17 protein-coding genes are annotated in these 21,428 nt (G+C 73.4%); 7 read left to right on the top strand and 10 right to left on the bottom strand.

All coding sequences use genetic code 11. The features are described from left to right. Positions 1 to 304: 304 nt before the first annotated feature. The 7 genes from ACIRS1_RS05530 (at position 305) to ACIRS1_RS05500 (ending at position 9,110) form a co-directional block, all read left to right on the top strand. Positions 305 to 493, top strand: coding sequence for a hypothetical protein (locus ACIRS1_RS05530; RefSeq protein WP_402837019.1), 189 nt, complete (start codon positions 305 to 307; stop codon positions 491 to 493). A 51-nt stretch (positions 494 to 544) separates the two neighbouring features. After that, entirely contained in the window at positions 545 to 2,068 is a 1,524-nt protein-coding gene (locus ACIRS1_RS05525; RefSeq protein ID WP_402837017.1) for a glycoside hydrolase family 64 protein, read from the top strand. A gap of 167 nt (positions 2,069 to 2,235) precedes the next feature. Further along, positions 2,236 to 2,883, top strand: coding sequence for a response regulator (locus ACIRS1_RS05520; RefSeq protein ID WP_402837015.1), 648 nt, complete (start codon positions 2,236 to 2,238; stop codon positions 2,881 to 2,883). A 271-nt stretch (positions 2,884 to 3,154) separates the two neighbouring features. After that, on the top strand, positions 3,155 to 4,657 hold the full coding sequence (locus ACIRS1_RS05515; protein WP_402837013.1) for an MFS transporter: 1,503 nt from the start codon (positions 3,155 to 3,157) through the stop codon (positions 4,655 to 4,657). A 73-nt stretch (positions 4,658 to 4,730) separates the two neighbouring features. Next, on the top strand, positions 4,731 to 6,347 hold the full coding sequence (locus tag ACIRS1_RS05510) for an MFS transporter (RefSeq protein ID WP_402837011.1): 1,617 nt from the start codon (positions 4,731 to 4,733) through the stop codon (positions 6,345 to 6,347). Further along, positions 6,344 to 7,942, top strand: a complete 1,599-nt coding sequence (locus ACIRS1_RS05505) for a hypothetical protein (protein ID WP_402837009.1) — start codon at positions 6,344 to 6,346, stop codon at positions 7,940 to 7,942. Before ACIRS1_RS05510 ends, ACIRS1_RS05505 begins: the two co-directional genes overlap by 4 nt. Before the next feature lie 73 nt (positions 7,943 to 8,015). Next, on the top strand, positions 8,016 to 9,110 hold the full coding sequence (locus ACIRS1_RS05500; RefSeq protein WP_402837007.1) for a hypothetical protein: 1,095 nt from the start codon (positions 8,016 to 8,018) through the stop codon (positions 9,108 to 9,110). 35 nt (positions 9,111 to 9,145) lie between these two features. On the opposite strand, the gene ACIRS1_RS05495 is transcribed toward ACIRS1_RS05500, so the two are convergent. The 10 genes from ACIRS1_RS05495 to ACIRS1_RS05450 form a co-directional block, all read right to left on the bottom strand. Further along, positions 9,146 to 9,838, bottom strand: a complete 693-nt coding sequence (locus ACIRS1_RS05495; protein ID WP_402837005.1) for a response regulator transcription factor — start codon at positions 9,836 to 9,838, stop codon at positions 9,146 to 9,148. Between the two features lie 153 nt (positions 9,839 to 9,991). Further along, positions 9,992 to 10,933: an NADase-type glycan-binding domain-containing protein gene (locus ACIRS1_RS05490; RefSeq protein WP_402837003.1), complete on the bottom strand. Its 942-nt coding sequence runs from the start codon at positions 10,931 to 10,933 to the stop codon at positions 9,992 to 9,994. Between the two features lie 890 nt (positions 10,934 to 11,823). Beyond that, positions 11,824 to 12,363, bottom strand: a complete 540-nt coding sequence (locus tag ACIRS1_RS05485) for a phage tail protein (RefSeq protein WP_402837001.1) — start codon at positions 12,361 to 12,363, stop codon at positions 11,824 to 11,826. Next, positions 12,360 to 14,318, bottom strand: a complete 1,959-nt coding sequence (locus tag ACIRS1_RS05480) for a putative baseplate assembly protein (protein ID WP_402836999.1) — start codon at positions 14,316 to 14,318, stop codon at positions 12,360 to 12,362. The genes ACIRS1_RS05485 and ACIRS1_RS05480 overlap by 4 nt, the downstream gene beginning before the upstream one ends. After that, positions 14,318 to 14,737 (bottom strand): GPW/gp25 family protein, encoded by a 420-nt coding sequence (locus tag ACIRS1_RS05475; protein ID WP_402836998.1) that lies wholly within the window; start codon positions 14,735 to 14,737, stop codon positions 14,318 to 14,320. The genes ACIRS1_RS05480 and ACIRS1_RS05475 overlap by 1 nt, the downstream gene beginning before the upstream one ends. A 9-nt stretch (positions 14,738 to 14,746) precedes the next feature. Beyond that, the gene (locus ACIRS1_RS05470; RefSeq protein ID WP_402836996.1) at positions 14,747 to 16,702 is read right to left on the bottom strand and encodes a VgrG-related protein; all 1,956 of its coding nucleotides are present in this window, start codon (positions 16,700 to 16,702) and stop codon (positions 14,747 to 14,749) included. A gap of 4 nt (positions 16,703 to 16,706) precedes the next feature. After that, positions 16,707 to 17,471 (bottom strand): LysM peptidoglycan-binding domain-containing protein, encoded by a 765-nt coding sequence (locus tag ACIRS1_RS05465; protein WP_402836994.1) that lies wholly within the window; start codon positions 17,469 to 17,471, stop codon positions 16,707 to 16,709. A gap of 12 nt (positions 17,472 to 17,483) precedes the next feature. After that, the gene (locus ACIRS1_RS05460; protein WP_402836992.1) at positions 17,484 to 17,960 is read right to left on the bottom strand and encodes a phage tail protein; all 477 of its coding nucleotides are present in this window, start codon (positions 17,958 to 17,960) and stop codon (positions 17,484 to 17,486) included. A 55-nt stretch (positions 17,961 to 18,015) separates the two neighbouring features. Then, positions 18,016 to 18,465: a phage tail protein gene (locus tag ACIRS1_RS05455; RefSeq protein ID WP_402836990.1), complete on the bottom strand. Its 450-nt coding sequence runs from the start codon at positions 18,463 to 18,465 to the stop codon at positions 18,016 to 18,018. Positions 18,466 to 18,552: 87 nt separating this feature from the next. Next, positions 18,553 to 20,670, bottom strand: a complete 2,118-nt coding sequence (locus ACIRS1_RS05450) for a DUF4157 domain-containing protein (RefSeq protein WP_402836988.1) — start codon at positions 20,668 to 20,670, stop codon at positions 18,553 to 18,555. Positions 20,671 to 21,428 lie beyond the last annotated feature (758 nt).

Raw genomic sequence — 21,428 nt, 5'->3', positions numbered from 1 at the left:
CTTCCGGGCGGCCGGGGGAGCGGGCGGACGGCCGCCTCCACCGATCGGATCGGTTCACCAAATGCCTTCTGCTGAAGCAGAGTTCGAGGTAAGTCGACTCCGGCGCCGGGGCCCGTCCGGGTCCGGGGCTGCGGCCGCCGGCCGGCTGCGGCGGTCCGCCGCCGAGACCGATCGGGCCGGAAAGTGTGACCGTTCGGACCCGTCGGCGTTCCACCCCGCAAACGGCCGATCGGAGGGTGAGGAAGAGCCTGCCCGGACGCTTGAGTGGAGGCCGCACAAGATCCGCTACCACCGGAGGAGAGCCATGTTCGCCCAGGCCCTGAGGAACGCCGTCGCCCGTTGGGCCGGCGGTCGGTTCGACAGGGAGGGCCGGTACCCGGAATGGTGCCGGATCCCCGCGGAGGGACAGAGCGCCCGGTCCTGGGCCACGGCCCCGGCCCCGTGGAGCCGCGAGTGCCGGCACGTCTACCAGGGCGTCTTCCGGATGCACTGACCCGTCCGGCCCGCCCCCGAACACCCGCCAGGACGATCCGCGAGGAGATCCGTGACCGTCGCCCAAGCCCGCCCCGCCCGCTACCGATCCCTGCTCGCCAGGACCGCCCTGGTGGCGGCCGTCGTGCTGGCCACCGCCGAGGCCGCCGCACCCGCGTCCCGTGCGGACCCGGCTGCGGACCCGGCGCCCTACCGGCAGAGCGCCGACGTCGCCGACGGGAAGCTGTCGTTCGCCTTCGCCTCCGACGTGCCGGTCGGCCTGGTGGACGTCCACTACACGCAGAACGGCACGGGCCAGCAGGACCTGCGGATGGACTCGAGCGACGGCAGGCACTGGACGAAGACGGTGCCCGCCCCACCGGCCGCGGCGAAGGTCGGCTACTGGTTCACCTACGGAGACGACCGCCTCGTCCAGGACACCTCGCACTTCACCGACCCCGGGCACGGCGACCAGGGATCGGGCACCTTCCCCCTGGTGTTCAGCAACGACACCAAGGGCGCCTGGCGGGACGACCAGATCTGGGTGACCGTCCTCGGCCAGCGGGAGCCCGGCCGGTGGTCCTACCTCAAACCGGACGGGACCCTGGCACCGATCGACCACGACGAGGAGAAGGCCCCCGGCCATCTCACCAAGAACGGGCACGACTACGCCGCGATGTCCTTCACCCTCGCCCAGGCGAAGGACCACCAGGTGACCCTGCCCGACCACCTGGAGGGCGGCCGGGCCTACGTCTCGCTCGGTGCACCGATGTACCTGGGGATCTCGCCCGACGACAAGGGCTGGGCCGGCCCGGACCTGCACAACCCCGGCGACCCCAACGCGGACGTGTTCTTCGACTGGTACGAGTTCACCTACCAGCACGGGGTGATCCCCTTCGGCGGCAACACCACCCAGGTCGACATGTTCGGCTTCCCGATGACCGCCCGCCTGGAACAGCAGGAGTCGCACTTCGACCAGAAGGTGGGCATCACCGAGTCCCGGGCCCAGGTGTACGCCCAGTACGCGAACGCCGTCGGCCCGGCGTTCAAGGGCCTGGCCGACCAGTACCGGATCCTCGCACCGCGCTCGGCCGGGCAGTTCGCCGCCGGCGCCGCGCAGGGCGACTACCTGAAGAAGCAGATCGACGACGTCTGGTCCGAGTACCGCAACCAGCAGTTCACGCTGACGCGTTCCGGCCAGACGTTCACCGGGCGGGTCGGCGACGACGGCCTGCTGCACTTCGCCAAGGACGGCAAGGACGGCTTCACCCTGCGCGAGCCGACCACCCAGGACGTCGTGCAGTGCTCCGGAGCCCTCGCCTCCCAGGGCATGAACACCACCGAACTCGAACTCGGAGCCGAGTTCTGCGCCGCGTTCAACCGCGGGGTCGCCTCCGACACCTCCAAGTGGCACACGGACCCGTCGTACTACCCGGCGAACACCCCGGCCAACGACTACTCGGACTTCTTCCACCAGATCTCCGTCGACCACCGCACGTACGGCTTCGCCTACGACGACGTCAACGACCAGAGCTCGGTCAAGATCCTTCCGAACGCCGACCCGCCGACCCGGCTGACCATCGGGATCGGCTGGTAGCGGCCGCTACCCGTGCCGCAGCCGCGAACCGCGTGTCGCGTCGTCGCCCTTCGGAGGCGTTAGCCTCAGGGTGAGGAAACGTTTACCCAGGTGCCGCGGGTGCCGGGGCGGGCCGGCAGCGACGCCGCCCTCCCCGCGCCCGTGGCCACCCCGCGAGAGAGACGGACATGGGCGCACTCAACGAGATGATCAGCGTGGTCCTGGCCGACGACCACCCGCTCTACCGGGAGGGGGTGCGGCGGGCCCTCACCATGAGCGGTCGGATCGAGGTGGTCGCCGAGGCGGACTCCGGACGCGGCGCCCTGAAGGCGATCGCCGAGCACAGCCCGCAGGTCGCGGTCGTCGACTACCAGATGCCCGACCTCGACGGCATCGCGGTCGTGCACGCGGTCGTCCGCGACGGCCTGCCCACCCGGGTGCTCCTGCTCACCGCCTTCGAGGAGAGCAGCCTCGTCTTCAAGGCCATCCAGGAGGGGGCCGCCGGCTACGTCCTCAAGGACGCCCCCCGCGGCAAGATCGTCGAAGCGGTCTCCCAGGTGGCCTCCGGCGCCACCGTCATCCCGCCCGAGCTGGCCGCGGGACTGGCCGGCGAGATCCGCATCCGCCGCGCCGACGACACCCCGATCCTGAGCGACCGGGAACGCGAGGTGCTGACCCTGTTCGCCGACGGCCTCAGCATCCCGGACGTCGCCGGCCGGCTCTTCCTGGCCCCGAGCACCGTGAAGAGCCACGCCCAGCGGCTCTACACCAAGCTCGGCGTCTCCGACCGCGCCGCCGCCGTCGCCGAGGGCATGCGCCGGGGACTGCTCGAGTAACCGCCCCGCCCGTCGCCCACCACGACGTCTCCCCGGAACCCCCGACCCCGCCGGTCGGGGGTTCCGTCGTTCCACGACCCGCCCGGCCCGGGGAGCGGCGTTGTGCCCGATCGGCTGCCCGATCGGCCATGGCGGGGCGCTGACCTGCGGGATTTGATGAACCGGTCGCGCGAGCGGCCCGTAGCCGGCACTCCCCGGCCTGGCCCCGCCGCCGTCATGCCCGGCCGCTTCACGCCGACGCACCGCCGCAGGACCGTCACCGAGGAGACCCATGAAGCCCGAATCGTCCCCCGCCCCGTCCGGAACGGGGGGACGCCGCGTGATGCCGGCCCTGGTGCTGGCCATGCTCGCGTACACGATCGTGCAGACGGCGGTCGTCCCGGTGCTGCCCCTGCTGGCGCAGGAATTCCACCGCCCGTCGTCGACCGTCACCTGGCTGATGACGGCGAACCTGCTCTCCGCCGCCGTCTTCACCCCGCTGCTGGGCCGGATCGGCGACCTGCGCGGCCGGCGCCCCGTCCTGCTGGTCTCCCTCGGCGGCCTGGTCGCGGGCTCGCTGCTGGCCGTCACCACGCACTCCTTCGCGCTGCTGATCGTCGCCCGCGTGCTGCAGGGCCTCGCCGGCGGCGTCCTCCCGCTCGCCATCGCGGTCGTGCGCGACGAACTGCCCGCGGACCGGGTCACCGGCGGGATGGCACTGATCAGCGCCACCCTCGGCGTCGGCTCCGGACTCGGCCTGGTCGCCGCCGGCGTCCTCACCGAGCACTGGAGCTACCAGTCCATCTTCTGGTTCGGCCTGGCCATCGGACTGCTGGCGATGGCGCTGGTACTGCTCCTCGTCCCGGCCAAGCCCGCCGGCGACGTCACGGGCGGCGCCGACCCGCTGGGCGTCCTCACCCTCGCCGGATGGCTCGTCGCGCTCCTCGTCGCCGTCAGCCAGGGCAACTCCTGGGGCTGGACCTCCACCCGCACCCTGGCCCTGTTCGCCCTCGCCGCCGTCCTGCTGCTCGCCTGGGTGCTCGTCGAGAACCGGGCACAGCACCCCCTGGTGGACATGCGCATGATGGCCAAGCCCGCCGTGGCCTTCACCAACCTCAGCGGCGCACTGATCGGCTTCGGCATGTACGGCACGTTCATGGTGGTCAGCAACTTCGTCCAGACACCGGAGCGGATCACCCACTACGGCTTCGGCGCCACCATCCTGCACGCCGGCATCCTCGTCCTCCCCGCGGCCGCCGGAAGCCTGGCCGGAGCCCCCGTCGGCAGCTGGCTGATCACCCGCTACGGCCCCCGCCCGCCCCTGGTCGCCGGCGGCCTGCTGGCCGCCGCCGGCCTGTACTACCTGGCCTTCGAACACGGCCACGAGAGCGACGTCTACCTGGCCTGCGCGATCTTCGGAACCGGACTCGGCCTCGCCTTCTCCGCCATGCCCGCCTACATCAACTCCGCCGTGGAACCCGACCAGAGCGGCATCGCCAACGGCATGAACGCCGTGCTACGCACGGTCGGCGGCGCGATCGGCACCTCCGTCCTGGGCGCCGTGCTGACCGGCGACACGATCCCGGGCCTGCCCGCCCCGCTGGAGCTCCCCACCCTCGACGCCTACCGCCACGCGTGGCTGATCGGCGCGACGGTCTGCCTGCTCGCCGCCGCGGTGCCGTTCGCGATCCGCCGTGGTGCCCCCGACGCCACGCCCGCCGCAGCCACGCGCCAGGGCGACCCCACTCCCGACCCCGACCAGGCCCGGGCCGGGACGCCCGGCAGCGGATCATGACCCGGCACACCGTGCCGCGCCCGCGACCGGCGCGGTACGGGCACCTCCCCCGGGCCGCGGACGGGAGCGCGTCATGACCACCCGACCCGCACCCGCGGCGGCCGGGGACCGCACCCGCTGGACGGCCCTGGCCGTCCTCGTCCTGGCCGTCCTGCTGGTCTCCGTGGACGCCAGCGTGCTCTCCCTGGCCGTGCCCGGCATCAGCCAGGACCTCAACCCCAGCGGCCCCCAGCTGCTGTGGATCGGCGACGTCTACTCCTTCGTCCTGGGCGCCCTGCTGATCGCCATGGGAGCGCTCGGCGACCGCGTCGGACGCAAACGCGTCCTGCTGATGGGCGCCGCCGGCTTCGGCGCCGCCTCGCTGCTGGCCGCCTACGCGCACGGCCCCGGCCAGCTCATCGCCGCCCGGGCCCTGCTGGGCGTGGCCGGCGCCACCGTCATGCCGTCCACCCTGTCCCTGATCCGCACGATCTTCCCGCAACCCCGGGAACGCGCCACCGCCATCGGCCTGTGGGGCGCGGCCGCCGCCGGAGGCGCCGCCCTCGGGCCCCTGGTCGGAGGACTCCTGCTCGAACACTTCTGGTGGGGCTCGGTCTTCCTGATCAACCTGCCGGTCATGGCCCTGCTGATCGTCCTCGGCGCCCGGCTCCTCCCGGAGTCCCGCGACCCGGCCCCCGGCCCGTGGGACCTGCGCAGCGTCGCGCTCTCGGCCATCGGGATCTTCGCCCTCGTCTACGCCGTGAAGGAGGCGGCCGCACACGGCCCGCTGCGCCCGGACGTCCCGGCCGCCGCCGTCCTCGGAGCCCTCGCCCTGGTGCTCTTCGCCCGCCGCCAGGCCCGGCTGCCCGTACCGCTGCTGGACCTGCGGCTCTTCCGGGACCCCCGGTTCACCGCGGCGGCCCTGGCCGCCCTGACCGCCCTGGTCGGCCTGGCCGGCGTGGTCTTCTGCCTCTCCCAGTACCTGCAACTGCTGCGCGGACTCTCGCCGTTGCGGGCCTGCCTGGTCGAACTCCCGGCCTTCGCCGGCGCGGTGGCGGGCGGACTCCTGACCAGCCGCCTCGTCCGCCGGGCCGGCGCGCGCGCCACCATGACCGCCGGGCTGCTCCTGATGGGCGTCGCCCTGGCCGCCGTGGGCCGGGCCACCGACACCGGCGGCTACGCGCTGCTCGGCACGGTGTTCCTGGCCGTCGGCGTCGCCGAGGGCCTGGTCTACACCCTGGCCACCGAACTCGTGCTGGCCTACTCGCCGCCGGAGAAGTCGGGCGCGGCCGCCGCCGTCACCGAGAGCGCCTACGAACTGGGCTGCGGCCTGGGGGTGGCCCTGACCGGCTCCGTCCTCACCGCCGTCTACCGCGGCACCCTCGACCTGCCGGACGGCCTGCCGCCCGACCTGGTCCACGGCGCCCACGAGTCGCTCGGCGGCGCCGTGCACGCCGCGCCCGCCGCCGCGGAACTCGCCCCCCGGCTGCTGGCCGGCGCCCACCACGCCTTCCTCGACGGGCTGGCCACCGCCTCCTGGCTGGCCGCCGCCCTGCTGCTGGCCGCCGCGGGCGTCGTGTGGCGGCTGATGTCACCCCGGTCCGTGCGCCTCGCCGCCACGGCAGGACTTCCGGCCCCGCGGCCGGACACGCGTGACGCCGGCGCGGGCGGCCCGCGCCGCACGGAAGCGGAGAGGAGCCCGGTGCCATGACGGTACGTCTTGAGGAGTACTTCCGGGAAGCCGGGTACCTCGACTACCGCTTCGAGGACTTCGTCGCGCTGGTGGACGCGTCCGTGCGGGCGGGGCTGCTCCGGCCCGAGGTGGGGGAGAACTGGCGGGAGCGGCACGACAGGCTGCCCGACGAGGTGCAGTGGACGGAGTTCGCCCAGTGGCTGGCCGACGTCCTGGCGCGCTTCTGCGGGGGCGACCTCCTGCCTCCCGGCGGGCTCCACGACTCCCTGGCCGCCGAGTGGACGATGGCCGAGGAGCGGCTCGCGGGGGCGAACGCCGCCGGGCTCGCCGGCCGGCAGGCGTACCCGGGCGACTTCGCGGGCCAGCAGGGGTATTTCGGCGGGTCCGTCGGCCGGCAGGCGTACCCGGCCGACTTCGCGGGCCAGCAGGGGTATTTCGGCGGGTCCGTCGACCAGCAGGCGTACCCGGCCGACTTCGCCGGACAGCAGGCGTACTTCGGCGGGTCCGTCGACCAGCAGGCGTACTTCGGGGACCCCGCCGAACAGGACGGCCACCGTGAGCAGCCCGCCGGATCCGGCACCACGGCCACGCGTCTCGAGGAGTACTTCCGGGAGGCCGGGTACGACTACTGGTTCGCGGACTTCGCCGTCGTGGTGGACGCGTCGCTGCAGGTCGGACTGCCCCGGCCCGAGGCGGGCGAGAACTGGCGGGAGCGGCACGTCAGGCTGCCCGACCAGGTGCAGCGCACGGAGTTCGCCCAGCGCCTGGCGTACGTCCTGGAACGCTCCTCCGGAGGGGACTTCCTGCCCGCCGGGCTCCACGCCGCCCTGGTCGCCGAGTGGACGGCGGCCGAGGACTGGCTCGGCTCCGCCCACTTCGGCGACTTCGTCGACCAGGCCGGCCACCGGCACGAGTTCACCGAGTTCGCGGACCTCGTCAGCGCGGTCTGCCGCGCGGGGCAGGCGCCCCCCTCCGCCGGTGCGGACTGGCGCGAGTGGTACCTCGCCGTCCCCTCGGCGGCCTTCGACGGCGAACCCGGCCGGATCTTCACCGCGGTCGTCGAACGGTACTGCCCCGGCTGGCGGCTGGAGACCGGCCACTGGCACCGCGCCCTGCGCGAGGAATGGCTGCGGGCCGAGAGATGGCTGAAGTCGGCCCTGCCCTTCGAGGACTCGCTGACCTACCTGGAGACCCTCGCCCGGTGGCACGAGCCGCCGGCGGCCCCGTCGAGGGACTGGGACGGGTGGGCGGCCGAGGTGGTCCGGGCGCAGCCCGGCTGGCAGGCCACCCTCGACTACCTCGCCCTGTTCCGGGGCGGCCTGTCCCCGGTGCCGGACTTCGACCGCGCCGTGCTGGCGGCCTGGCACGGCCCCACCACGCGGGCCGCCGACGAGGACGGGACGAAGACCGCGGCCTGGGCGGCCCCGGTGGGGGAGGTGTACCCGACCCCGGCCCAGGTCCGGCCCGTCGACACATCCGACCGGCCGGTGCCGGGGGGCGCGGCCGCCGGACGGCCGGAGACCATCGAGGACGTCGTACGTCGTGTCCTGCGGGGTGAGGGCCTGCCGGGGGACATCGAGCTCATGGTCAGCAGCGGAGTGACGGCCAGCTGACCCGCCCGCCCGTACATCCGGACCGCACACCGCTGAGAGGAACCCCCCGTTGGCTGCACCCGTAGACATTCCCGTGCCCGAGCTGATCGACTGGGAGAAGTGCCTCAGCTACGCCAAGGGGCCGTACAAAGAATTCCTCCGTTCCTCTGGGACGGAGCCCGACCAGGGGGTCCTCGAAGCCGCTGAATTCCGTTGTGTGCGGGCCGTCGTGACCATCATTCAGGTGTTCGGCGGTGCGGGCGGGGACTGGCGCTACATCCGGTCGAATCTGCAGAACGCCTCGCTCGCGGAATTCGGCAACTACTTCACCGACGCCGTCGTCCGCTCCAAGACCCGGCCGGCCGTGTCACGTGTCGAGGAGGCGCTGAAGGCCGAGAAAGCCATCCAAGGAGAGTGGTTGGCCCACTTCAAGTCGAACCCCCGCTACAACCCGGTCGAGCTGTTCGTCGAGCACGACCATCGTCGAGTTCTCTTCGAGAAGTGGCGGGCCCAACGGAAGCGCTACGACGACGCCTACCTGGCAGGCGTCGAGGAGATCAAGAAGCTCGCGCCGGAGCAGCGGACGGCGGCCGGAATGGCGGGCTCCCGGGACCTCTCGCGCGGCGGTATGGAGATCCGCGGGTTCGCACCGGTGCGCTCGACCACGGCGCGGTTCGCGGAACTGGCGCGCCGAGGCAGGAGCACGGAGAAACGGGAGGGAACACGCTCCACCGCGGAATTCTCCTTGAACGTACCGGTGACGATATCCCTGGGCCAGGGATCGATCCCTGGTAGCCGGGTCCACGTCCGCGGAAGGGTACGGTGGGTCGGCCTCTCCACCACCCACCCGCGTGAGAAGTCCGCGTCGCGGTGGGACAGGTTCCGTTCGGCGGTAGGGCAGCCGCCTGACCGCTCACCCGGGCTCGGTGTCGCAGACCTCCAGGTGGAGATCGACATGGTGTTACTTCCGTTCAAGGAGGAGGCCGCGCTCTTCTTCTACTTCCACGCCCCCCGGGACAACACCCGCGAGACCGCCGGGATCAGTTGGTCCCTCTCCCTGGGCGACGCCCCGATATTGGGGCTCGAAGCACGCAGGGACACGGGCAAGATCCTGCTGGAAAGCACCAACGGCGCCATCGTGCCCCGATTCGAGGGCGCCGACCTCCTCGTGTCCCTCCCCGGGGGCTGAACGGGTACCACCGGGAGGAACGGGCGCCGCGTGGCTCAGGCCATGTCGGTGCCCGTCGGCGCACTGAGCCGCACGCCGACCCGCCGCACGCTGTGCAGGTACCGCGGCCGGGCCGCCGTCTCGCCCAACTGCCGCCGAAGCCAGCACAGGTGGACGTCGATGGTCTTGCTGGTGGTGTAGGCGCTGTCCCAGACCTGCTGGCGCAGCTCGGTCTTGCTGATCACCCGGTCGGCGTTCGCGGCGAGGTGGGCGAGCAGCCGGAACTCCATCGGCCGCAGTTCCAGCGGCCGTCCGGCCAGACTGGCGGTGTGCGCCTGGACGTCCACGGTCAGGTCGCCCACGGTGACCTGCGCCGGCGGCTCCTCCACCCGGCACCGCCGCATCAGTGCGGTCAGCCGTGCGTCCACCAGCCGCATCGAGAACGGCTTCTCCAGCGAGTCGTCCGCCCCGGCCCGCAGCGCCTGCACCGCCAAGCCCTCCTCCGTCCTGGGGACGGCGGTCACGATGGGAAGCTGCACCACCGAGCGGAGCATCCTCAACACCTGGAGCCCGTTCATGTCGGGCAGGTCCAGTCCGAGGATCACCACGTCCGGACTCTCCTCGATGACCTGGGACAGACCGGCCTGCCCCGAACCGGCGCTGGAGACGCGGTAACTGAGCTGCTGCAGCGCCCCCTCCAGGCCGCTCCTGGTACCGGCGTCGGGCTCGATGATCAAAACATGGGTCATCTGACCTGCTGCTCCTGTGTCCACGTGGTGGAGGACGGCCCCAGCGGGCTGCCCGGACCCACCGGCCCGACCGTCCGACTCATGATCTCCTCCCCTCCCGGTCCGCTGCCGTCGTCCGATCGGGCAGTGCACCGGATGAAGCCGCCGTGTCCCCTACCAGCCGATCCGGGAACCGCTGGTCTGCGTCTGGGCTTCCAACTCCGAGAGCGCACCCTGGAGTTTTCCGGGCGCGTCGTAGTAGGAGCGCACGGTGAGGGTGATCGTGCTCACCGCACCGTTGCTGTGCAGCCTGATCTGCTGGCGCTCCGGGTGGTCGGCGAGCTCGACGACCTCCGACTTCCCGTTGCCGTAGGAGACCTCGATCTCCTTGACCCGTGAGTAGTCCTTGAACTCGGTGGTCGACCCGTTGTAGACGAGCATCCCGTCGAGGCGCGCCGGGTGCTGGAACTCCAGGGTCAGGACAGGACGGTCACCGTCGGTGGGGAACGCCCAGAAGGTGTTGCTGTAGCCCTCGGTCGCCGCCTCGGGGGGGTGGTCGGGAAGTGCCAGGTTGGAGACGGTACGGATCGGATGGACCGGGGACAGCTTCGGGTTCACCAGCCCGTTGACCGTCTTCTGCACCGTGGCCACCTGGTTCCAGACGCCCGCCCGGAAGGGCGGGTGCACGGAGTAGAGCACCGCGACGGTCAGGGCCGCCACGCTGGCCACCATCCGCACCGGTCCGGCCAGGGCGGACATCGGGGGCAGCCCGCGCGCGCTCTTGACGCCCGGCTGGCCGGGGCGCGCCCCGGCCTTCAGGACGAGGTGCCGTCGGCGTGGCACGAACCGTCGCCACCAGGGCCGGCGGACCACCTCGGCCGCTTCCAGCGAGGCGCCGCAGCTTCGGCAGAACTTGCGGCCGGGGTCGTTCCCGGCACCGCACTCGGGGCACAGGACGTCCCCCACCTCGCGGCGACGCGGGGTGCGGTGCGGTGCGCGCACCGGCGGGCGCCGTACGGCGGCTTGGGGGACGACTTCGGTCGGCTCGTCCTTGGCCGGGGGATCGGGCACGGTCTTGGTCAGACTGGTGCCGCGGACCGGCTCCTTCCCGGGCATGACGGAATCCGGCCGCATCGGCGATGCCTCGGCCGGTCCTTCGGCCGGTGGGCGCTGCGCGGTGGCGGCCGGTGGCGGAGCCTTCCGTTCCTCCGGTGCCGGCGGTCGTGGTGGCTTCGGCTTCTCCACCACGGGCGGTGGTGGTGGCGGCGGCGGCGGTGGTGGCGGTGGCGGTGGGGGTGGTGGCGGCGGTGGCGGCTTCTTCGCTCCTCCCGGTGGGGGTGGCGGTGGTGGTGGCGGGGACGGCTTCTCCCCTCCTGGCGGTGGTGGCGGCGGGGGTTTCGCTCCCGGCGGTGGTGGCGGCGGGGGTTTCGCTCCCGGCGGTGGTGGTGGCGGCGGGGGTGGTGGCGGCAGTGAGGGCGGGGGTTTCGCTCCCCCCGGCGGTGGTGGGGGTGGTGGCGGCTTCTTCGCTCCTCCCGGTGGCGGAGGCGGAGGCGGTGGCGGCGGAGGCGGGGGCTTCGCTCCCCCCGGCGGCGGTGGTGGTCCCGGCGGGCGGGCCCCCGGCGGCGGTGGTGGTCCCGGCGGGCGGGCCCCCGGTGCCCCCGGCGGAGCGGGAGCCCCCGGAGCCCCGGGGCGGGCCCCCGGCGGCCCCGGGCGGGCGCCGGGCGGCCCCGGGCGGGCGCCGGGCGGCCCGGACATCCCCGGCGGCCCACCCGCGCGCCGCTGGTCGGCGGGCAGCGGTTCGCGTTCGCCGACATCCAGGTACAGGTTCCGCCTCGCCCGCTGGAAGAAGCCCTGCTGCGGGTTGGCGGCCTCCGCCTTGGCCTCCTCCAGGATCTCCTCGTCGGCCTCCACGGCGACCTTCTGGCCCGTCCACTCCAGGAAGCCGCCGCAGGAGCCGCAGAACGCGTCGGAGACGTGGTTCTGGAAGCCGCACTTCCGGCAGACCATCACGCCTGCAGCACCTCCACCACGTGGGTCACGTGGGCGGGCTTGACCCGGGCGACGAACTCCTCCACCAGCAGCGGGGACACCGCCACGGCCGGGGCGATCCGCACCCGCAGCGCCGGGCCCGCGGCCGAGCCGCCCGGAACCTGCCCGGGCCGCAGCGGCCCGATGACGACGCCGCCGGTGTCCGTCACCTCCACCCGGCCGCCGAACACCAGCTCCAGGTGCTCACGCAGCCCGGGTGCGGTGCCCCGCGCCCGGTACAGGTCGCAGGCCCGGGCGAGCAGCGCCCGGCGGCGCTGCGGGGTGAGGTGCTCGGCCAGGTCCAGCCCGAGCCAGCCGGCCAGCCAGTCGAGGAAGTCGGCCGGGGCCAGCGCCGGATCGAGGTAGGCGTCGAGGCAGTCGAGCGTCGAGACGACCGGCGCGAGCACCTCGTCCAGTCCGGCGGTGAAACGCTGGGCGAAGAAGTCCTCCTGGTACACCGCCGGCAGCAGTCCGCCGATCGGGTACGGGATGCCCAGGCCCGGTACCGTCCCCCTCACGCGTGCTCCTCCACCTTGATGTGGTGCTCGTAGGAGAACGCCAGGCTGTTCGGCGCCACCTCCAGCCGGTCGGTCCGCTCACCGCGCTCGCCGGTCACCGGGTTCGCGCCGTAGAGCCGGATCTCCTCGATCAGCTCGACGCCGGGCACCGAGTGGATCACCGCGAAGAGGTCACCGGACTGCACCGGCCGGCCGAAGGCCCACCCCGTGCCGTCGGGCCCGCCCGTGATCGGGTTGATGAACCGGTGCAGCGCCCGCGTGACGTCGGCACTGACCCGGGACGCCCCGGCGCCCAGCGCGGCCCGTACCCGGGCGACCACCGTGACCCCCCGGTACAGCGGCGGCTCGACCACGACGGTGGTGCCGATCGGCCGGGTCGCGTCCAGCCGGGCGGCGATCCGCTCCAGCATCTCCGTGGACGGGACCAGCTCCTCGAAGGAGATCCGCCCCTCCCTGGCCTCCACGGACGGCACGATCAGCAGCTTGGCGCAACCCGCCGGGACCCCGTCGGTGCCGGCCGGAAGGCAGCGCACCCGGGCCGTCTCCGGGGCCGCCTGGCGCGCGATGACCTCGTAGTCCTCCGCGGTGACCGCCCGGTCCCGGGTGCGCAGCAGCAGCGGGGCCCGGTCCCGGACCTCCGCGACCGTCTCGCCGTCCACCCCGCCCTGCGCCGGCCGCAGGTTCTCCACCCCGCCGACGAACGGCACCGAGGTCTTCAGCGACTGGATCGCCCCGGCCTCGACGTTCCCGCTGCGCCCGCCGCCGATGGCGTAGCGGCACAACCGCACCGTCGCGTCGCGCTGGGGGGTCGCCCCGAACAGGCGCAGTCCGCCGTCGGCCTCGCGCACGGCCGGCCCGAACCGGACGGTCCCGGTGGCCGCGTCCAGCAGGAAGTGCCGGTCCTCGGGGCCGCTGCCGGCGAAGTGCTCGACCCGGCTCCACCGCTGCCAGCCGTCGGCCGTGCTGATCTCCAGCACCGGCTCGGCCGCGCTGAGCACCACCGGGGACTGGGCGAGCCCCAGCTGCTGGCCGGGCACGCCCTCCGACACCCCGAGGATGTCCTCCTCGACCAGCTCGGCGTGGACGGCCGGCACGGTGCCGCCGATCACGCTCGCGGTCATCGCCTCGACCACCGGCGAGGAGCTGTAGCCGGGCATGCCCTCGGCCGCCGGAACCACCACGGCCCGCAGCCAGCCGGCCCGGCGCCCGTCGAGCACGCTGGCGTCGTGCTGGTCGGGCAGCTGCAGCACCACCGCACCGGGGCGGTTGAGGCCGCCGGTGTCGTCCTCGTGGAGCTCGCAGGCCCGCCACGAGGTGCCGTCCCAGGCCTCCCAGCGCAGCGGCGGGTAGTCCGGGTCCACGCCGATGCCCTGGATGTGGCACTCCAGCTCCAGGCGGACCATGCAGCGCGGCGCCGGGTCGCTGAGCCCGACCAGGAGGGCGTCGCCGGGGGCGGGCGGGCCGTCGCCGAACGCGGGGAAGTCGATGTCCAGGCGCAGGTGTTCGTCCCGGGGCTGGATCCCGCCGGCCGCGGTGTCCAGCGTCATCAGCTGGGTGAGCCGGCAGGCCGGCATGGTCAGTTCCTCGGTGGTCGAGAAGACCACCGGCTCCTGGGTGTCCCCGCGCAGCGTCGAGGCCGCGGTGCCGGCCGGCAGTGTCAGCGTGGTGGTGGCCGGTGCGGTCAGCCAGAACGTCAGCGGTGCCCGTGCCGCCGTGGGCGGCAGCAGGGTGACGCCCAGCATGTCGAGGAACTTCAGGTACAGCCGGTCCGGGACCTGGTTCAGCCGGTACAGCAGCTGGTCGGTCATGTAGGCGAAGGTCTCGATGAGCGTGACGCCCGGGTCGGAGACGTTGTGGTCGGTCCATTCCGGGCAGCGCCGCATGACCAGGCGCTTGGCGTCGTCGACGAGGTCCTGGAACCGCCGGTCGTCGAGATCGGGAGCGGGCAGTGACATCAGTAGTCGCCTCCTTCCTCGGGGATCAGATAGAACGGGAAGACCAGGTTCCGCCAGTCGTTGGTGGTCCTGATCGCGTACTGGACGTCGATGTAGAGCAGCGAGGGCTCGTCCGGGTCGGGGTTGACGTGCACCCCGTGCACCTCGATCCGCGGCTCCCAGCTCATCAGCGCGTTGCGCACCTCGGTGGCGAGCTCCGCCCTGGTCTGGCCGCCGGTGTCACGGAAGATGAAGTCCCGCAGCCGGCAGCCGAAGGCGGGGCGCATCGGCCGCTCGCCCGGATAGGTGGCCAGGATCAGGTGGATCGCCTGCTCGATCTCCTGCTGGCGCCGCGCCAGGGCGATCCCCCCGGTCGCGTCGACGCCCAGCGGGAAGGCCCACCCGGCGCCGATGAAGTCGGCCGCTCCGGCCTGGGACATGACTACTCCTCAGTTCAGCTTGATCGGCGTGCCGCTGATGTTGACCGCGGTGCCGCTGATGGTCACGGCGCCCGAACTCTTCAGGGCGAGCCGGCGCGACGCGGTGACCTGGACGTCCCCGCCCTCGAGGGACACGCTGCCGCTGCCGCCCTTGACGTTCACGGCACGTCCGCCCTCGATGTTGACCGTGCCGTCCGAACCGCTGCGGACGTTGACCGTCCCGCCCTTGGCGGCCTCGATGGTCACCGTGCCGTTCTTGGCGCACTCGATCCGGATCAGGCCGGACGGCCCGCCCGGCTCCGGCCGGCAGGCCAGCGTGACCGCCTTCGCCGTCCGGTCGATGGTCAGCGCCAGCTCGTCGCGCCCGGTGCCCAGCACCACGGTGGACTGCGTCGGCTTGCCCCCGGCCTCCGGGACGTTGTCGATGAACACCAGCCGGTTGCCGGACGGGCTCACCAGGCCCTGCCGCGCCAGCCGAGCCGTCTTGCCCTTGACCTCGACCATCGGCCCGCCCAGACCGTCCTTGTGGTAGGCGGCCTTCGTGTTGAGCAGCCCGCCCAGCACGAACGGCCTTCGCGAATCACCGAGTTCGTAACCCACCAGGACCTCGTCACCGACCTCCGGCAGCAGCAGGGCGCCCCCGCGCCGCCCGGCCCCACCGTGCACCACCCGCGCCCAGTCGGTCTGGAAGTCCGGCGCCAGCCACGGCAGGCGCACCCGCACCCGCCCGGCCCCGGCCGGGTCGTTGATGTCGCTGACCAGCCCGCACACCAGGCCCCCCGACGGCGAGGGCCGAGTGTCGGCCACGGCCCCAGCCGCCGCGTCCGGGCCGCCGATCTCGAACCGGGTGCGGTAGCCGCCCTCGTTCTCGTCGAACACGTGCCGGGCCCGGGTGATCCGCCAGCGCCCCGCGAACTGGCGCGGCACCCCGCACACCTCCACGACGGCCCCCGCCACCACCCCCGGCTCGCCGACCACGCACCCGGTCGCCTCGCAGTGGGAGCGCGCCAGCCGCTCCGCCACGGCCCGGGCGGCCGCCTCCGCGCCCGCCGCGGCACCCGCCCCCGGGCCGGCCGAACAGTCCGGCACGACGAAGGCGTCCGGGGCCGGCGCGGGCGCGTCGCCCACCTTCGCCCCCGGCAGCGCGGCCGGCGCGAACATCTGCGCCGCCTTCTGTGCGGTGGTCCCCGACTCCAGCACGGCGTCCGGCGAACGCACCGGCGCCCGGCCGACCACCACCTTCGACGTCTCCGCGTGCCACGAACGCACCTCCACCTGAGGGGCGAGCGTGTCGGAACTCACCTGCGGGCGGAACGACAGCAGGTTGTCCCCGAAGACCAGCTCGGGCAGCCGGGCCCGCGGGCCGCCGCCCGACGACGCCACGGTGCGGCGGAAGAAGAACTTCCCGTCCCGCACCCCGACCTCGAAACCGCCGGCCGTCGCCCGCCGGCGCAGGAAGTCCCAGTCGCTCTCCGCCGTCTGCGCCACGTACGGCGACGACGGGCCGTTCGCGATCTCACCGACCGTCAGACCGGAGGCCTTGGCGAGCTGCCGCGCGATCTCCCCGTCGGACTGGTTCAGGTAGACGTGGCTGCGCCGGGCCCGCTGGAGCCGGTGGCTCGCGTCGTACCCCCGCACGACGGTGTACACCGTCATGTTCTCGCACACCGCCTCGACCGCCGTGATCTCCCCGAGGATCAGCCTCGTCCCGGTCGGATGGTCACCGGACGCCGCCAGCACCTCGACGTGACAGCCGAGTTGCAGCGACGGCTCGTCCGCGGCGGTCCCCGCCTCCAGGTCGTTCTCGTAGAAGGTGATCTCGAACATGTCCGGGAGGTGGAGGTGGCTGTCCACCACCACCCGCACGATCCGCTCCGACAGCGCCTGGCTCAGGTCGGTCGGCGTCGTCCCGCCGGCCCGCACCTGCGGGTCGACGGAGACCGGGGTCGCGACGTCGTCGCTCATCGGTTCACTTCCCGGAGAACTCGTCGGGGTTCGGCAGGTAGACGACCTGGCCGGGGCGGATCCGCAGCGGATCCTCGATCCCGTTGGCCTCGGCCACCTCGCGCCAGGCCGCCGGGGTGCCGTAGCCCTCCAGCGCCAGCGCCGGAAGGTCGTCCCCCTCCGTCACGGTGTGACTGCTGCGCCCCGGCAGGCCGCCCGAGGTCGGGTTGGTGGGCAGGGTGCCCAGCACCGACGGCTGCTCGGTCATGGTCAGGCTCACCTTGGCGCGGATCGGGATGGCGTCCCGGTTGAAGCGGGTGAACTTGATGGTGGTGCTGGTCAGCATCACCGTGTAGCAGAAGCCCAGGTACGGCGGGCCCCACTGGAACAGCAGGGTCGGCAGCCGGTTGGTGAACCGGCCCTTCGCGTCCTTCGTCCGCACGGCCTGTGCACCGCCCGCGACCTGGCCCAGCAGACTGCCGCCCGGTGTCATCCAGTTGACCAGCTGGTCGCAGAGCGGCTTGGTGTGCAGACCGCGGATGGTGACGTCGGACAGCGAGATGCGGGTGGGTTCGCTGCGCTGGAAGACGGTGCCCCAGTTCCCGGTCTTGCGCTTGCCGTGGGCGTGCGAGCGCACCTCCTTGGACATGCTGATGTTCTCTGGCGTCAACTCGAAGGGGACCGCGCCCATGTTGAACACGGGCATGCCCTTGTTGATCTTGGGCGTGACCCCCTTGCCCGGTTTGAGCAGTCCCTCGTAGCAGATCAGCAGGGCGGGCCCGTAGATCATGGTTCGTCCTTCCTAGAGAAATCCGTGGTGGGCCAGTTCGAGGGTCTCGATGGCGACCTTGGTGCTGTCGGCGTCGAGGTCGGGGCCCTTCCACGCCCTGGGGTACACGTCCTTCAGCGTCCAGCAATGGACCGCGGTCTGGCCGCTCGAGTCCAGGAGGGTGATCGTGGCCGTGTTCGGCGTGTAGTCGTCCTCGTAGCTGTGCATCCAGTCGCCGGCGATGTCGCGCAGCCACTGGTGCACGGTCGCGGTGCCCTCGGCGGTCATCGCCCGGCTCAGGGTGATGTTGCTGTACTTCAGGCGCTTGGGCAGCAGGAACGTGTGCTCGTAGTTCCCGCCGGTCTCCAGCTCCTCGCAGTCGAAGTTGACCGCCAGGCCCTTGCAGCTGCTCCAGCCGCCGAGGTCGAGGCCGTCCACCGTGACGCGGAACCGGGCCGACAGCCCGATCCGGGGCTCGGCCCCCAGCACCTTCGACTGTCTCGTGGGCACGGTGTCCCTCCTCTCGTGTCATACGCCCGGGAGGTTCCCGGGCCCGCGGGACCGGTCAGGCGATGTCGTCGTTGAGGAAGCCCAGGTGCTGCAACTCGAGCGTCTCCAGGGCGACTTTGCTGGCACCGGCCTCGAAGCTCGCGATGGACCACTTGCCCGGCATGATGTCGCGCAGCTCCCACGAGATCACCTTGACGTTGGCGGGATCCATCAGGACGATCGAGCCGGTGTGCTTCATGCTCTTGAACGAGTTGCTGGAGAGCCACTTCTGCACCTGGACCGAGTCCTGGCAGGCGGCCCGGGTGAGCTTGATGGTGGAGTACTCGGTGAAGCCCGGGAAGAACCAGCGCTGGTTGCCGGCGTCACCGGCACGGTAGTCACAGACCTTCCACTGGACGTCGAGGCCCTGGACCTGGGCCCAGGCGCCGAGGTCGTACGCGCCGTCGTCGACGACGACCTGGAACCGGTTGGCCAGGGCGAGGGACGCGCTGTTGGACATGGTCATGAGGGGGTCTCCTTGGTGTTCGCGGTATGTGGTCGGGACATCGGTGGGACGGTCGTCAGGGGCAGCGGCTACCGGAAGGTCGTCCCGCTACCTCCTGCGCTCGTACTTGGTCTGGTCCGAAAGAAGCCGCTCGTGCAACCGTTCGTACATCCGGTCCGCGAGCGCGGCGACCGAGGCGTCGTCCAAGTGCTCGACGAGGTCCTTGGGTTGGAGGCCGTGGCCGGGAGCGTCCTTCGGCGCCGCGGCGGCCTTCGGCGGCTCGTCGGGTTCCGGCTCCGTCGGTGACAGGTCGGTCAGCGCGAGGTTCTCCGCGCCCGGCCGGTCCCCCAGACGCCGCCGTTCGGCGACGTCGCGCCAGGCGTCGCGCTGCTCGTCCTCCTCCTCGCCGTCCATGCTGTAGAACGAGCGCATGAGGCCGGAGCTGAGGAGGCTGCCGGTCTGGCCGGCCCACTCGGACCAGTCGAGCTTGCGCTGCGCGGCCCGCTCCTCGTCCGTCAGTTCCTTCTGGAGGCCCGTCTTCTTGGCGCCGGCGGTGCCCGCACTCCTGCCCGCGGTCCCAGTGGGGGATGCGGCGGGCGTCTTGGCGGGAACGGGCGGGGTCGTGGTGGGCTTGGCGGCCCCGGAAGCGGGTAGCGGCGTCCCGGCCGGCTTGGCCGTGCCGGTCCGGCCCGCGGGCGGTGTCGCTGCAGGCGCGGCCGTCAGGGGCTCGGCCGTCGGCTGCGTCGCCGTGCCCGTGCCCTTGGAGGGTAGGGGCGGCACCGTCTTGGACGCGGCCGGGGTCTGCTGCGCAGTGGTTCCGGGCTTGGTGACGGGGGACTTCGGGACGGGGGCGGCGAGCCCGGGGCCCGGGGCGGAGGTCCGGAGTGCGGTCACAGCCGTCGGGGGTGCGGTCGTGCCCGCGGGCCTGGTCGACGATGCTCCGGTCGCAGCCGTCTTCGGGGCGGTGGAGGTGACGGGCGTCGTGGTGCCGCCGGTGGGGACCACCGGTGCCGGCGGGTCGACGACGGCTGAGCCGGTCCCCGACCCGCTCGCGGGGTGGCCCGCCGCCGCAGGCGTCACCGTCGGCCCGTCAGAGGCCGCGGTGGTCGGCTTGCGGCCGATCCCGGCGGTGGGGACCCGACGCCCCGGGTGCTGCTTGCCCGTGGCCGGGGCGGGAGGCAGCAGACCCTCGTCCTGCAGCTGGGCGACCAGCCGCCCGTAGAGCAGCTGCGACAGCTCGTCGAGGGAGGCGTCGTCAGGAGTGCCTGCGATTCCTCCGTGCAGGGCGGCCGCGGCCGGCCCACCGGCGCCGGGCAGGCCGCCCCCGTCGGACAGATCGGTGAGGGAGAGGTTCTCCGCCCCCGGGGTGTCGCCGTTCTGCCACCGCTGGTGACGGGCCCGCCACCTGTCCCGCTGCTCCTGCTCCTCCTCCTCGTCCATGTTGTAGAAGGAGCGCATGAGGCCGGAGCCGAGAAGGCCGCCGGTCTGGCCGGCCCACTCCGACCAGTCCAGCGGGCGGTCGGCCGCCCGGGAAGCCTCGTCCGATCCCGACCCCGAGGACGCGCGGCGGAGCTTGATCAGCAGCTTCTCGCGCTCCTCCTCGTCGAGCGCGTCCTCACCCGTGATCTGCGGCAGGTTGCGCTTGAAGCGGTACTCGTTGAGCTCCGCCAGGAACTCCTCCGTCAACTCCGCGTCGGTGGCCCGCTGGACGCCCTCGTCTCCGTGCGACATGCCGCCGTCGGGCGTCCACGACAGACCGATCAGGCCCTCCACCGCGGCGTGCTCGTGCTCGCCACCGTCCTCCCCGGACTCGGCGGCCTCCACCGCCTCGACCACCTCGTGGACCTCTTGCGGGGAGGGTGCGCCGGGATCGCCGCGGAAGTGGCGCTCGACCGCCTGCGCCTCCCACTCCAGCGCCGCGCCCACCGGGGTGTTCTCGGCCGGGAGCGTGCCGCCGCGGCGCCGCTGCTGCACGGCGTGGGTCAGCTCGTGGGCGAGCAGACCGCGGACCCGGGGGTTCTCGATCGGGCCGGCCTCCTCGGGCAGGTGCACCTCGCCGGCCCGGGTGAACGCCCGCGCCGACATCCGTGCCGCCTGCGCCCCGGTCTCGCCGCCCCGGTGCACGGGGACGTCGGAGACGTCCGCCCCGTACAGGTGGGCGAAGGCGCTGGCGATGTCCTGGGGGACGGCCGGGCCGGCCGGGGCGCGAGGCGGTGCGGTCGGCATGGCCGGGTGGACGAGGGGTGCGCGCAGGCCCGCCTCTCGGGGGGCCTGCGCGACTGCCGGTCGTGCGGGTACGGCCGGCGCGGGCGCGGCGGGCTCCGGACGCGCCAGTGGCGGGCGCAGGCCTGCCGCGGCCCCGGCCGGTGCGGTCGGGGCGGGAGCGTCGGGGCGGGCCGGTCGCGCCGTCTCGGGCTCCGGTACGGCGGGGCGGGGCGTGCGGTGGCGCAGCGGCGGGTGCCCGTCCGGCGGGGCGGGTGCCGACGGTCCGCCGGTGACGGGTGCGGTCGGTTCGGTGCGCGGCGGGGCGGGCGTTCGGTGGGTGGCGGGTTCGGGCGCGGGTGGCTGGGGCGAGGTGTGCGGGGCCGCCCCGGGCAGGTCGGCGGCGTGGGGGCTGGCCTGGGGTGCCGGTTCGGCGGTGGTGGGTGTGGTCGGTTCGGTGTGCGGCGGGGCGGGCGGCAGGTCGGCTGCGGGCGCGGTGGCAGGGGCGTGGGCGGGGGGCTCGGGTGTCGTGGCGGGGGCCGTCGCGGCGGGCCGGGCCGGGGCGTGCGGCAGCGCGGGGTGCGGCCGGGCGTCGGTGTGCGGTCCGCCGGTGCCGGTGGGCGGGGCCGACGGACGGGCGGGGGCGCCGGGGTGCACCCGGGGCGCCGTCGGCCGCGGAGCGGTGACGGGTGTGGTCGGTTCGGTGTGCGGCGGGGCGGGCGGCAGGTCGGCTGCGGGCGCGGTGGCAGGGGCGTGGGCGGGGGGCTCGGGTGTCGTGGCGG

Source organism: Kitasatospora sp. NPDC101176 (assembly GCF_044768035.1).
Taxonomy (GTDB): domain Bacteria; phylum Actinomycetota; class Actinomycetes; order Streptomycetales; family Streptomycetaceae; genus Kitasatospora.
This window is presented reverse-complemented; position numbering and strand designations above follow the sequence as displayed.